We start from the raw sequence: 13748 nt of genomic DNA on the forward strand, positions 1-13748 counted from the left end.
CGGGGGCGGCCGTGAAAGACCAGATCAACTGCGTTGGAGAGAACGGTATGCAATTCGCACAAACTGGCCAGGCGCTCGGCGCGTCCTACCGCTTCGGCGAGCGGGTGGGTTCCGGCGCCGTCGGCGAAGTGTGGACCGTGACGGCGGCCGATGGCCGGACATTGGCCGCGAAGGTCCTGCGCCCGGAACACGCCGACGATCCCTCGCTCGTTGAACGGTTCGTCCGGGAACGTTCCGTGCTGCTGGGGTTGCAGGACCCGCGCATCGTCACGGTGCGGGACATGGTGGTGGAGGGTCCGCGGCTGGCCATCGTTATGGACTACGTTGCAGGCGGCTCACTGCGTGACGCAGTGAAGGAGGCGGGCCCGCTGCGTCCCGCGGACGCGCTCAGCCTCGCCGCCGAAGTGTTCGATGCGCTCGCTTTCGCCCACTCGCGGGGCGTCACGCATCGCGACATCAAGCCGGACAATGTGCTCCTCGCCCGCCCCTGGCCAGAGTGCGGCCCAGGCGACGTCCGGGTCTCCGACTTCGGCATTTCCGACGTGGTGGGCGAGAGAATACGCCAGACAACCGGCCTCATCGGCACCCCGCAATACATGCCTCCGGAGCTCATCAGCCAGGGCAGGTCCGGTCCGGAGGGCGATGTGTATTCCGCAGGAGTCCTGCTCTACGAACTGCTTGCGGGGCGGACACCTTTCGCCGGACCGGGGACGGACTTCAGCGTCGCCTACCGCCATGTTTCCTCCCGCCCGCCGAGGATTGCTGTGGACGATGCGGTATGGAACATTCTCGATGTCCTGCTGTCCAAAGACCCGGCCCGACGCCCGGCGGCCCCTGATGCAGCATCGACCCTCCGACGCCTCGTTCCCCGCGTTGGCGGCAGCGCACCGCTTCCGCGGGAGGAGGCTCCGGAGGACTTCGACGACGTCGAACGCACCGCCACAGTGGTCCGCGGGGCTGCGTTTACTGATTCTGACCTCGCAGCCCTGGCGTCCGCCCCGCCGGGGGACGAGGACGTGGAGGTTCCCAACCTTGGTGAGGCCGGCAGCGCAACCATTGCGCGTCCGCTCCCGCGCCGGGACGTGCGCGCGAAGGCGGACGCCCGGCCCGAGGAGATGGACGCCACACCGTTCTGGCGCACGCGCAAAGCACTGCTGCTGGCCGGCACCGCGGCGCTTCTCCTTATTGCCATGGTCGTGGGGTTCGTTGTCCTTGCTCCACCCAGCCAGCAGGCGTCGCCCGGTGGCGCCGGCTCCCAACTGTCCTCGCAGTTGCAGGACACACCGCTTCCCACTGGCCTCACGATCTCGCGGGGCGCCTCCTATGACCCGTCGTCCGGCCAGGTCCGCCTGACGGTCGCGTATGCCGCGCAAAAGGCGCCGTTGTCCGGCGAGTTCCTTGAAGTGATCCCGGGCTTGTCCGAGGGGGACGCTTGCCCGGCCGTCACATGGGAGGGGACGTCGGTAAGCCGCAACCAGGCTTCCATTACCGGTCTTGACGTCGATTGCGGGTGGAAGCTCCCGGGGATGCAGATCCCGGCTGGAGGGTCCGTCCAGGTGACGGCCGAGGTGCCGGTGGCGCCCTCAGACCAGAGGGCACTGGACGGCTGGCTGCGGGCCGGGTCGGAGGCCACGGCTGCCGCTACCCAGGACGCAGCAGTCAAAAGTACGTCTTACCCCGTCCAGCGCCTGAAGGGGGTGGAGATACGAACTCCCGCGCGTGTGGTGACGCCGAGTCCCCTGAAGATCACCCTGGTGCCGGTGTGGGCCAGCGGCGTTGATGAGCTGAATCCGCTTTACGTGAGTCCCGCCTCCGGCAAACCCTCACAGATGCTCACGGCAGTGACCGGCGGTGAGAAAGGGTTACGGTTCTCGGATGGGTGCGGCGGGGCGCTGGCCGTGGACAGTTCCGGACTTACCGTGACGGCCCTGCAAATTACGCCACAGTGCACCGTGCGCGCCAGCGTGGGAAACTTCACCGAGCTGCAGTCCCCAGCCTTCGGCATCACCTCGCGGGAGAACTCGGGCGAGTGAACCGTCAGAAACCAATCGCTTCTCGACGAGCCCAAGGCAAGGCACGGCGGCAGGAAGTCCCGGCCGCCACGCCCCGCCCGGCAGGTCCACGATTCCCCTGGGCGGCTCCTAAAGCCGGGTGTCGAAGGAATCGCAGAACACGTTGTCGTTGAACGTGCCCTGGAATTCGGACTTGCCCTGGATTTTGGCGATCGTGGCCCGGATGGCCTCCCGGGAACCGGCGTGCGCGTGGATCGCCGTCTTGACCATGGGCACGTCAATCAGGTGGTTGGGCTGGTTGAGCGAGACAAACACCGTGGGCACCTCGGTGGCGTACCACGGGATTTCCGCGGCCATCGGTGAGGACCACTTGATCCGGATGGCGGCCTCCTGGGCGAAACCCTTGACGTTGGCGAACACCAACGCGGCGTCGTACCTGTCCGCGTAATCGCCTACAGCTTCCTCGGACAGGACCCGCATGAAGTTCATGCCGGTCTCGCCCGCGGCCTCCCGCTGCTCCGCCGTCCTGAAAATGTGCACCTCGAAACCGGCCGCTTCCAGCTCTTCCTTGACCGTGTCCAGGTAGGCCAGCGGGTCAGCCCGGGTGAAGTCAGCGCCGCCCGAAATCCCATACAAACGGATTCGCGGATGCGTCTCCGGCGTGATGGGCAGGTTGTTCGCAGTGTCCTTGACCAGCGTGACGGTCTTGTGCGCGATCTCCGCCGCGATGGCACGGTGCGCCTCACTGCCGATGACGGCCAGCGCTTCAGCCGGCGGCACCAGCTGGTCCGCAGGCTTCCGGTGCAGGCCCAAGGACGCCTTGAGACCCAGGATCCGGCGCAGTGCATCCTGCAGCCGCTGTTCGGTGATGACGCCGGACTTGTAGCCATCCAGCATGTACCCGAAGTCCTCCGCCGGGTTCCGGAAGAACAGGAACATGTCGCAGCCGGCGGCGATGGTGGCTGGCACCAGGTCCTTGCGCTTCATGGCCTGCGTGAGGCCCACCATCAGCGAGGCGTCCGTCAGGATCAGTCCGTTGAAGCCGAGCTCGCTGCGGAGCAGGTCCTGGAGCAGTTCGGGCGCGAGCGTTGCGGGCAGGATGTCCTTGTCCGCCAGGCCGGGCCGGAAGTGCCGGGACAGTTCCGGCGCGCCGATGTGCCCCACCATGATGGACTGCACGCCGTGCCCGATCATTTCGCGGTACACGTGCCCGTACGTCCGGTTCCATTCCTCGTAGCTGAAGGTGTTGTAGGAGGTGACAACGTGCTGGTCACGCTCGTCCACGCCGTCCCCGGGAAAGTGCTTCATGGCGCAGACAGTGGGTGACTCGCTGATCCCGTCGAAGTACTCCTTTGCGCGCTCCACCACCACCTCCGGGGTGTTGCCGAAGGCCCGGGTGGAAATGACGGTGTTCCGCCAGTTGTAGTGGATGTCCACGATCGGAGCGAACGCCCAGTTGCATCCGAGCGCCGCGGTTTCCACCCCGGCCACCTGCCCCATCTGCCGGGCGATGGCCTTGTCCGGGTGTGAGCCGGCCTGCAGGTGCGTTGACACAAACGTTCCGTCGTCGCAGCTTCCGGCTCCCCCCATTTCCGGGTTGGAGGCCACCAGCAACGGGATGCGGGTCTTGGACTGCGCGTAGCGGATGTGCTCCTGCACTGCAGCGGACGGGCCGGGCCGGTACCGCATGCCACCCACGTGGAAGTTCTCCAGCACCCCATCGAGGTACTCAGGGGAGTAGTCGTTGTTGTGGTTGATGAACAGCTGGCCGATCTTCTCCTCGAGGCTCATGCCGGCCAGGGTGGATTCCACCCAGGCGACGGCGTCGTCGTCGAGGTTGAACGGCGCGGCCTGAAGGTCGACGTCGAACTGACCCGCCAGGGTGCCCTCAGCGCCCTTGGTGCCACGGGCTGCAGAAAGAGACGCGGAGGAAAGCCCGATGGCGGCAATTCCGGCGAGTGCCTCCCGCACCACCTGCTGGACCGGCGCGGCGATGTCCACCACGACGCCGGCTTCGTCCGCCGCGAGCGGTTCCAGCGTGGCCAGCTGGGACTCGAGCAGCGCCGGCGGCATGAAGTGGCCGGAACGCCCTTCAGTCCGGGCCGTCAGCACCTCTTTGCTGCCGTGCAGGTGCAGGAAGACGGTGTCCGGTGCCTGCTGCCGGATGGCGTCCCGGTAGCTGCGGCGCAGCGCGGAGCAGGCAAGGACTATGCCGCCGTCGCCGGCGTTAGCCAGCTCGGTGCCCACGGTTGCGAGCCAGGGCCAGCGGTCCTCGTCCGTCAGTGGTGTGCCGGCTGCCATCTTGGCGACGTTCTCCACGGGGTGGAGGGAGTCGCCGTCGAGGAAGGGGACGCCGAGTTGCCGGGCGACGAGGTCACCGATGGTGGTCTTGCCACAGCCGGAGACTCCCATCACGATGACGAGGAGCTTGGGCTGAGCGGCTGCGGCCGGAGCGGTTGTTTCAGGCTTGGGGGTGTTCACCAGTCGTGGACCGTTCCGTCGACCAGGCGGTTGTAGGGCAGGTAGGCCTGCTGGTACGGGAAGGCCGCGGCGGCTTCTTCGTTGAATTCGACGCCGATGCCCGGCTCGTTGCCCGGGTGGAGGTAGCCGTCCACGAAGGTCATGGACTGCTTGAAGACCTCGTTGGTTTTGTCCGAGTGCTGCATGTATTCCTGGATGCCGTAGTTATGGATGGCAAGGCCCACGTGCAGCTGCGCGGCGAAGCCCACCGGGGAGATGTCTGTGGGGCCGTGGAAGCCGGACTTGATCTGGTACTGCGCGGCGAAGTCCATGACCTTCTTCAACGGGCTGATCCCGCCAAAGTGCGTGGACGCGGCCCGGACGTAGTCGATCAGCTGTTCCTTGATGATGGTCTGGTAGTCCCAGACGGTGTTGAAGATCTCGCCGATGGCCAGCGGGGTGGTGGTGTGCTGGCGGACCAGGCGCAGGCCCTCCTGGTTCTCCGCCGGGGTGCAGTCCTCGAGCCAGAACAGGTCATACGGTTCCAGCGCCTTGCCGAGCTTCGCGGCCTGGATCGGCGTCATCCGGTGGTGGCCGTCGTGCAGCAGCGGAATCTCCGGGCCGAACTCGTTCCGGACCGCTTCGAAGACGGTGGGCAGGTGGCGCAGGTAGGCGCGGGTGTCCCAGTCCTCCTCCTGCGGGAACGCGCCGCGGCCGGCCGGTTCGTAGTCATAGCGCTCACCGGATGCCTGCGCCTGGGCAGCCACGCCGTAGACGGCCTTGATGCCCGGCACTGCGGTCTGGATCCGGATGGACTTGTACCCCAGCTCGAGGTGCTCCCGGACCGAATCGAACAGCGATGGCAGGTCCGCACCGGAGGCGTGGCCGTAGGCGCGCAGCCCGTTCCGGGACGCCCCGCCCAACAGCTGGTACACCGGCATGCCCGCCAGTTTGCCCTTGATGTCCCACAGCGCCATGTCCACCGCGGCGATCGCAGCCATCGTGACCGGGCCGCGCCGCCAGTACGAGGAGCGGTAAAGGAACTGCCACGTGTCCTCGATCCGGTGCGGGTCCTTGCCGATCAGCAACTGCGCAACGTGCTCCTTCAAATAGGCGGCAACCGCGAGCTCACGGCCGTTCAGGGTGGCGTCACCAATACCGGTCACACCGTCCTCGGTGGTGATCCGGAGCGTCACGAAGTTGCGGGAGGGACTGGTCACGAAGACTTCAGCGGCAATGATTTTCACGGCAGATCCTTTCAAGGACTTCAGGTCAGGTTGTGGTGCTTGGAGTTATTGGCCGGCAGGTTTGCCGGCATCAGCAGGGGTGCTGGCTGCCGGGGAAGTGCTGGCGCCCGCGGCGGGGGTAGTGGCCGGGTTGGTTCCTTCGGAGGTGTTGGCATCAGCGGTTTCATCAGCGCCCACTGTTTTGGTCCGGCGTTCCTGGATCTCCTTAAGGATTTCCGCGTGCTTGACGTCCGTCAGCGTGTACTTGGTCATGACCAGTGCCGCCAGGAAAGTCAGGACGGCCGGGAGTGCGCCCGCTGCGATCTGAATGCCGAACACTGCTTCGGAGGTCTGGGCAACTCCGCCGGACTTGTAACCGCCGAGGGCGAGCGCATAGGCGGCGAGTGCGCCACCAACGGCCTGGCCAGACTTGCGGGTGAAGGAGAAGAGCGCGTAGGTAATGCCCTCGGTCCGGACGCCAGTCTTCCACTCGCCGTATTCCACGGTGTCTGCTTCGAGGGCCCACACCACGATGCTCATCGCCAGGACACCCACGAGGCTGAGTACGAGGCCGCTGAAGCCCATCATGACCTGGCCGGCCGGGCTTAGGAAGATAACCACGCCGCCGAGGACAGTGATCAGGGAAGAGTAGATGTAGATGCTCTTCTTGCCAATGCTGCGGACCAGCTTGGGCATAATCGCAGCCAGCAAGAACGTCAGGACGAGCTGGATGATGGACAGTACGGGGTAAAGGTCCAGCCGGCCGAGGACGTCGCGCAGGTAGTACAGCTGCACGGAGGTCAGCGCCAGGTAGCCGGAGAGGAAGAAGAAAGAGCTGATGCACAGCATCAGGAGCGGCTTGTTGCCCTTGAGGGTATCGATGCTTTGTTTGACCGACACATTAGGAACGGCGCGGTGGACGCGTTCCTTGGCGGTCAGGACCGTGAAGAAGTAGAGGGCCGCGCCGATCACCACAAACACCAGGGTGATGGTAGTGAAGGTCGACTGCAGGTCAGCGCCAGGCTTGATGAGCGGTGCCACGAAGATGCCAAGGCCCGAACCCACCAGCAGGCCGCCAATCATGCGCGCCGATCCCAGCTTGGCACGCTCACCCGGGTCCTGGGTCATTGCGCCGGCGAGCGAGCCGTAGGGGATGTTGACGAGGCTGTAGGCCAGGCCGAGGGCCGCATAGGTGACGTAGGCGTAGAGCAGCGTCCCGGATTCACCCAGCTGCGGGACGGAGAACGTTGCCACACTCAGGAGCAGGAGCGGGATGGAGCCGAACATGATGAAGGGACGGAACTTACCGAAGCGCTTGCTGTAGGTCCGGTCTACGAGGCGGCCGGCGAAGACGTCAGCGAAGGCGTCAAACAGCCTGACCACGAGCAGCAGGGTTCCGGCGGCCGCTGCGGAGATACCGGCAACGTCCGTGTAGTACACCAGCAGGAACATCGTGGCAGTGGTAAAAGCGAGGTTGTTTGCGGCATCGCCGGCCCCATAGCCGATGATGCTGAGCTTGCTTAGCTTTTTCATGATATTTGGGCTCCTTTACCCGCTGCCGCCTTGGAGGCCGGCGAAATATGGAAATGCTATAAAGCGGTAAATCGTGGCGAGGCCTGGCTTAGTCATGCCCGACATCCGACGGACGTGCCGCACTGTGTTTCTCGTTGCCTGTAATCCTAGTCACTTGGCAATCAAATGGCAAGCGGTTGCCAACCTATTTGTTGAAACTTCATGAAACAGCTTGTGGATTGAAAAACAGTACTGCCCGGTCCAATAATCGTGGACCGGGCAGTGCAGGACGAACAGACAGCGCTGCGGTTACTTGGAATCGGCGCCTGCAGCGAATGTTCCCAGCAGGCCGGCAACCAGCTCCACCACCGCGTCGTCTGCCGCGACAGCCGGGTCCACAAGTGCCAGCAATGCCTGCACGCGTTCCGTTCCCCCGAGCTTGTTGGCCTCGGCCACTTCGGTTGCCAGCGGATCGTGGAATGTCTCTGCTGCTGCACTGAAATCAATCCAGGCCGCAATCATCAGGGCCGCAGCGGCACCGGGCCTGCCCTGGGCGCGTTCGGCCAGGAGGACGGGCACGGCCCGCATGCGCAGCTTAGTGCTGCCGTCCATGGCGATCTGGGCCAGGTGGTGGGCAATACGCGCATTGCCGAAGCGGGCCAGCAGGGCGGCACGGTACGCCGGGATCTCCAGGTCCGCGCCACCGGCCGCGGCGCCGGACAGGTTCGCTTCGGCCTCGTCCCAGAAGCTTTCGACGGCGTTCAGGCACTGCGGGTCCGCGAGGGCCTGCGCCACCGTGGTGTGTCCGCGGAGCTGGCCGGCGTAGGCCAGCAGGGAATGAGCCCCGTTCAGGAGCCATAGCTTGCGGTTCTCGTAAGGCTCGATGTGGTCAACGAAGACCGCGCCGGCATCTTCCCAGCGCGGACGGCCAACGGGGAAATCGCCGCTGAGCACCCAGTTGGTGAAGGGCTCGGCCACTACCGGCGAGTTGTCACGGTAGCCGCAAGCGGCCTCGACCGCGGCGATGTCCGCGTCCGTGGTGCGCGGAGTGATGCGGTCCACGGACGTGCTGACAAAGCTGACGTTCGCTGCAACCCAGGCCGCGAGCTCCGCGTCCCAGGCCGCAGCCAGCCCGGTAACAGCGTTGCGGGCTACCGTGCCGTTGTCAGCGAGGTTATCGCAGCAGACAACGGCGAGCGGCCCGGCTCCGGCAGTCCGCCGCGCGGCGAGGGCGAAGACCAGCCGGCCCAGCGGCGTCGACGGGTTTCCGCTGCCGGAAGCCAGCAGCCCAAGGTCACTGACGACGTCGGACGCCGCAGAGTCCAGCTGTCCGTCGGCACCGAGCCGGTAGGCCGCTTCGGTGACCGTCAGGGTGACCACGGCGGTGGCAGGTGCCGAAACGAGCTCCGCAAGCCGCTGCACGTCCGCGCCGTCTGCCGCTTCAGCGATGCTGCCGACGACGACGAACGTGTCACCGCTGTCAGCGCGTTCCACGAGCGTGAAGAGGCCGTCCTGCTCGGCAAGAGCCAGGGCAGCATCCGGGCGGCGGCCGGTGAAAGAGGCAATGCCCCACTCAGCGGCGTCGCAGGCCTGGCTGGTGTACCAGGCCTGATGTGAGCGGTGGAAGGCACCGAGTCCCAGGTGGACGATCCGCACCGGCGGCTTGGCGGAAACGGCCAGGGTCCGGTCCAGCTGCGGCAGGAATCCGGCAGTCTTGCCTGTCACATCGGTCTGTTCGATGCTCACAGTTTGAAAACCCTTCGCGGGGAGGAATCGACGGTGTCCACGATGATTTCGTGGGCCCGGTCTTCACTGACACGGTGCTCGACCACGAGGCGGGCCAGGAAGGAGGCTTCGATCCGGCGGGAAGCATCGTGACGGGCAGGGATGGAGCAGAAGGCCCTGGTGTCATCGATGAACCCGGAGGAACGGGAGAAGCCTGCGGTCTCGGTGACGGCGGAGCGGAACCGGAGCATGGCATCCGGGGCGTCCAGGAACCACCACGGGGCGCCCAGGTAGACGGATGGGTAGAACCCGGCCAGCGGTGCGAGCTCGCGGGAGAACACCGTCTCGTCCAGGGTGAACAGCACGAGGTGGAAGTCCTTGGCCGTGCCGAAGTCCTGCAGCAGAGGCCGGATGGCCTCGGTGTAGTTGGTGGCGACCGGGATGTCGTGGCCGGTATCGGCACCGAAGGCATCGAACGTGGGGGTGTGGTGGTTGCGGAATGAACCCGGGTGGATAGTCATGACCAGCCCGTCTTCCACGGACATGCGGCCCATTTGATACATCATGTGGGCTTCGAAGGTGTTGCGGTCCTCCGCCGTGGCCTTGCCGGCCCGCGCGAGTTCGAAGATCCGCTCGGCCTCGGCACGGTCCAGCTTGAGCGTTGCCGGAGTGGCCACGCCGTGGTCTGCCGAGACTGCGCCGTGCTCCACGAAGTAGCGGCGCCGGTTTTCCAGGGCCGTGATGTAACCCGTGTATCCCGCGGCGCCGTCACCGGCGGTTTCAATCAGGCGGTCAACATTGGCGCTCCAGGTGGGGTGCGCGATGTTCAGGTAAGCGTCCGGACGGAAGGTCGGCAGGACGCGGCCGTTGAAGGTGGGGTCCTCGGCGATGGCCTTGTGGCTGGCCAGGTTGTCCAAGGGGTCGTCGGTGGTGGCCAGAACCTCAATGTTGAAGTCCTTGAAAAGCTGGCGCGGGCGGAAGCCTGGCTCTACGAGTTTGGCGGCGATGGCGTCATAGCTGGCCTCGGCGGACATCTCACCCAGGTCTGCACCCAGCTTGAAAACGCTGTCGAATTGGTTGCGCAGCCAGTAGCCGGAGGCTGTGCCTTCGAACAGTGGCCAGGCATCCACGAATGTCCGCCAGATTTCGCGTGACTCGGGCGTGGTGGGACCGCCCGCCCGCAGGTTGTCCAGAGGGGCGCCGTTGGCGTGGATCAGCCGGGTGACGTAGTGGTCCGGGCTGACCAGCAGCGCTGCCGGGTCCGGGAACGGGGTGTTCTGCTCGATGACTGCGGCGTCAACGTGCCCGTGCGGGGAGATGATGGGGAGGTCCTGAACGCGCTGCAGGAGTTCGCGCGCAATGGCGCGGGTTCCGGGATCAGCGGGCAGGAGCCGGTCTGGGTTGGCAGCAATCGACTGTGACATAAGTCAATAATCCGGGTTGACCGCTGCATTTGTCAACCGGTTGCCAAAACTTGCCACCACCGTTTCTGCTGGGGTTCAGCCCGCCGGGAGGACCCGTCCGCTGGAGCCGCGCAGCACGAGCTCCGTTTCCACGCGCAAGGTCCCTGCGGGTTCCCCGCTGCCCTGCAATAAGTCAAGCAGCCGCGTGGCGGCGCCGGAGCCGCACTCCCCCAGCGGCGAGCGTACGGTGGTCAACGGCGGGGTGGTGAAGTCCGCACCGAAAATATCGTCGAAGCCCACGATGCTGATCTGGTCCGGCACGGCCATGCCGCCCGCCTGCAGTTCCTGCATGAGGCCTATGGCCAGGAGGTCGTTGTACGTCAGCACAGCCGTGGCTCCGGTGGCCAGCACGTCGCGTGCAACCTGCCTGCCGCCGTCGACCGTTGGTTTGCTGGACTCCACGCGCACTGCCTCAAGGTGGGACCATTCGCAGGCAGCCTGGGCGCCTTCCCAGCGCCGCGCCGACATCCAGGACCGCGCGGGGCCGGCGACGAACGCCAGCTTCTTGTGTCCGTTGCCCGCGAGGCTGCGAACCGCCTCGCCAATGCCCTTGCGCACATCCGGGATGACACAGGGCACGTCCTCCACCTCGCGGTTGATAACCACTACGGGTTTGTCGCGGGCCAGCGCCCGGATATCGTCGTCGTCCATGCGCGGGCTGGCGAGGATCAGGCCGTCCACGGTGGTCATCATGCGCCGTGCTGCCGTCAGTTCGGTGACAGCTGACTCGGCCGATTCGGCTAGCACCAGGGTGTAGTCACGCCGGGTTCCGGTGGTCTGGGCGCCTCGGATGATGTCGAAAAACGTGGGGTTGGTGATGTCGGCAACGATCAGGCCGAAGGTGTTGGTCCGACCGGTGGGCAGTGCACGGGCGAACGGATTGACCTGGTAATTCAGCTGGGCAGCGGCGTCCTCGATGAGCTTCTGCGTCTTGGCACTGACCCTGCCGGGCTTGCTGAGCGCCCTGGAAACGGTGGAAGGGTTGACGCCGGCAAGCTTGGCGATGTCGTAGATGGTGGCGTTGGCCTTACCGTTGCGGGCTGGCTTCTTGCCAGTTTCCGGCGATATGGCAGGGCCCTGCGTCTTGGGTTCGGTCACCGCCCCATCCTAACGAGGAAACCACCCAACTTAGTCGCGCTAAGTGTCGTTTTGGGGCGTCAAAACGACACTTAGCGCTACTTGGTTGGGCTGCAAAAGGGCCAGCGGTTGCCAGCGCCTCTTGCCGGGGCTGGTTGCTGGCCGGCAGCTAGGAGCGCTCGGGGAACTTGCCTTCGTCCGCGATGCGCTTGTTGAGTTCGGCGAGGAACACGTCCTCGTTGAAGTCCAATCCAACTTCCTTACCCGTCCAGGCGGAAAGATGAATGGCGTTGGCCAGGCGGACGCCGTTGATGCCGTCAGAGCCGGGAGCGAGCAGCGGGGTGCCGTCCAGGATGTTGGCGGCGAAGTTCTCCAGAACGCCGGAGTGCTGGGCACCCCACGCGGACTCGAACTCGATGACCTCGGTGGTGTAATACTCCTCCGGGTTCAGTTCGCCCATAAAGAGCTTGCGGACATCGTCCATGCCCATGCCGTCGCTGAGCTCGCGCTCAGGCTTCTTCAGGCGTGTCACGGTGGCGGTCTTGCTGCCTTCGACGACGATCTTGCCCTGGTCACCCAGGATCTCGAAGCGGTCCGTGCCAGTCAGATCGTGCGTGGCCGTGACAAAGACGCCGGTAACGCCGTCTCCGTAGTCAGCCACCGCAGTCACTTCATCTTCGACAGCGATGTCGCGGCGGAAGCCGAAGGAAACCTTGGAGTAGACGGACTTCGGCACGCCGCAGATCCACTGCCACAGGTCCAGCTGGTGCGGTGCCTGGTTGACCAGGACGCCGCCGCCCTCGCCGCCCCACGTTGCGCGCCACTCGCTGGAGTTGTAGTAACCCTGCGGACGCCACCAGTTGGTGATGATCCAGTTACTGCGGCGGATCTTGCCGATCTCGCCGTTGTCCACGATCTCTTTGAGCTTCTTGTACAGCGGGTTGTTGCGCTGGTTGAACATGATGCCGAAGGACAGTTCCGGCTTGCTGGCAGCAAACTCGTTCAGTTCCTTGACCTGCTTGGTGTAGACGCCGGCCGGCTTCTCCACCAGCGCGTGGATGTTGCGCTTGAGCGTTTCAATGCCCATTTCCGGGTGCAGGAAGTGCGGAACACAGGTCACGACGGCGTCAACGTCGCCGCTTTCCAGCATGGCGATGTAGTCATCGTAGAAGGGAGCGTCCGGGTAGGTCTCCGAGGCGACGGCCTTTTTGGCCGGATCGGTGTCGCAGATTGCTCCGATCACCATATTGGGGACTGCACCGTCAGTGATGAACTTTGCGTACATGCCGCCCTGCTGGCCCAGGCCGATGATGCCGAGGCGTACTTTCTTGCTCACAGTTATTTATCCTTCTTTGTTGGTTGAGCTTGTCGATACCAAATTGGGGAAGTGGGTGTGGTTTAGAAGAGCTCGGACTGGCCTAGTGCAACCAGGTTGTCGTAGGACGTCTGCAGCGCTTCCCAAACCGTGCGGCCATAGAGTTCGTCCTGCTCCACCAGCAGGTACTCAGCACCGGCAGCCTGCGCGGCCGGAATGATGGACGCGAAGTCCAGGTTGCCCTCGCCCACTTCGGCGAACTGGACGACGTTCTTGAACTCCTGCATGAAGCCCATAAAGTCCCCGGAATCCAGCAGCCCCATAGCCGATTCCGGCATTTGGCCGATCCGGTAATCCTTCAGGTGGACCATGGCCGTGCGGCCGGCGTACTTTTCCAGGGTGCGGACCGGGTCCAGGCCGCCGCGCTGCACCCAGTGCACGTCGATTTCCATGCCCATGGCCGGGGAGTTCTCGGCGATGATGTCCAGCATGTACTTGCCGTTGAACTTTGCAAACTCGATGTGGTGGTTGTGGTAGTACAGGCCCAGGCCCTGCTCCAGCAGCCGCTCGGCGTATTCGTTGGCCTGCTTGGCGAAGTCGATGACGGCGCCAATGGACGTCATCGCCCCGAACGGCAGCATACCGATCCGCAGCAACTTCGAGTCCAGGCTCTTCGCGTCGTCCACAATCTTGTCAAACTGCTCCGCCAGCGAATCGCCGGGCCGGCCCTTGGGGGTCTCCATGGCCACGGACAGGGCTGCGATGTCCATGCCCAGCTCACTGCGGGACCGGTCCAGTTCAGCGACATTTTCAGGCGTCATCGGGATTTGGGAGATCTCGACGGCGTTGTAGCCGATGTCACTGACCTTGCGGAGCGTTTCGAACGCCCCGACTTCGGTGAAGCTGTCCTTCAGCATCATTGCCTGTACGCCAATTTTGGCCACGTTATTCCTCCATT

At 64.8% G+C, this 13748-nt stretch carries 9 protein-coding genes; 1 reads left to right on the forward strand and 8 read right to left on the reverse strand.

Going from position 1 to position 13748, the window contains the following annotated elements; all coding sequences use genetic code 11:
- Window positions 1-47 precede the first annotated feature (47 nt).
- The gene (locus AC50X7_RS10145; RefSeq protein ID WP_494978884.1) at window positions 48-2033 is read left to right on the forward strand and encodes a serine/threonine-protein kinase; all 1986 of its coding nucleotides are present in this window, start codon (window positions 48-50) and stop codon (window positions 2031-2033) included.
- Between the two features lie 108 nt (window positions 2034-2141).
- On the opposite strand, the gene AC50X7_RS10150 is transcribed toward AC50X7_RS10145, so the two are convergent.
- The 8 genes from AC50X7_RS10150 to AC50X7_RS10185 all read right to left on the reverse strand — a co-directional run bounded on the left by AC50X7_RS10150 (window position 2142) and on the right by AC50X7_RS10185 (window position 13734).
- A complete protein-coding gene (locus AC50X7_RS10150) occupies window positions 2142-4424 on the reverse strand; it encodes a gluconokinase, GntK/IdnK-type (RefSeq protein ID WP_494978966.1) in 2283 nt (760 codons plus the stop codon).
- Window positions 4425-4489: 65 nt separating this feature from the next.
- The gene (gene manD, locus AC50X7_RS10155) at window positions 4490-5719 is read right to left on the reverse strand and encodes a D-mannonate dehydratase ManD (protein ID WP_494978885.1); all 1230 of its coding nucleotides are present in this window, start codon (window positions 5717-5719) and stop codon (window positions 4490-4492) included.
- A gap of 45 nt (window positions 5720-5764) precedes the next feature.
- A complete protein-coding gene (gene uidB / locus AC50X7_RS10160; RefSeq protein ID WP_494978886.1) occupies window positions 5765-7231 on the reverse strand; it encodes a glucuronide transporter in 1467 nt (488 codons plus the stop codon).
- Between the two features lie 288 nt (window positions 7232-7519).
- Window positions 7520-8956: a mannitol dehydrogenase family protein gene (locus AC50X7_RS10165; RefSeq protein WP_494978887.1), complete on the reverse strand. Its 1437-nt coding sequence runs from the start codon at window positions 8954-8956 to the stop codon at window positions 7520-7522.
- A complete protein-coding gene (gene uxaC, locus AC50X7_RS10170; protein ID WP_494978888.1) occupies window positions 8953-10359 on the reverse strand; it encodes a glucuronate isomerase in 1407 nt (468 codons plus the stop codon). Before uxaC ends, AC50X7_RS10165 begins: the two co-directional genes overlap by 4 nt.
- Before the next feature lie 75 nt (window positions 10360-10434).
- Window positions 10435-11496: a LacI family DNA-binding transcriptional regulator gene (locus AC50X7_RS10175; protein ID WP_494978889.1), complete on the reverse strand. Its 1062-nt coding sequence runs from the start codon at window positions 11494-11496 to the stop codon at window positions 10435-10437.
- A 148-nt stretch (window positions 11497-11644) separates the two neighbouring features.
- The gene (locus AC50X7_RS10180; RefSeq protein ID WP_494978890.1) at window positions 11645-12811 is read right to left on the reverse strand and encodes a Gfo/Idh/MocA family protein; all 1167 of its coding nucleotides are present in this window, start codon (window positions 12809-12811) and stop codon (window positions 11645-11647) included.
- Between the two features lie 62 nt (window positions 12812-12873).
- Complete coding sequence (locus tag AC50X7_RS10185) at window positions 12874-13734, reverse strand: sugar phosphate isomerase/epimerase family protein (RefSeq protein ID WP_494978891.1); 861 nt, start codon at window positions 13732-13734, stop codon at window positions 12874-12876.
- Window positions 13735-13748: the final 14 nt, after the last annotated feature.

Source organism: Pseudarthrobacter sp. Hb11 (genome assembly GCF_059383655.1).

Coding starts and splice junctions, on each gene's coding strand:
- uidB (WP_494978886.1), bottom strand. CDS start 7,231: ATGAAAAAGCTAAGCAAGCTCAGCATCATCGGCTATGGGGCCGGCGAT.
- AC50X7_RS10145 (WP_494978884.1), top strand. CDS start 48: ATGCAATTCGCACAAACTGGCCAGGCGCTCGGCGCGTCCTACCGCTTC.
- AC50X7_RS10150 (WP_494978966.1), bottom strand. CDS start 4,424: ATGGGAGTCTCCGGCTGTGGCAAGACCACCATCGGTGACCTCGTCGCC.
- uxaC (WP_494978888.1), bottom strand. CDS start 10,359: ATGTCACAGTCGATTGCTGCCAACCCAGACCGGCTCCTGCCCGCTGAT.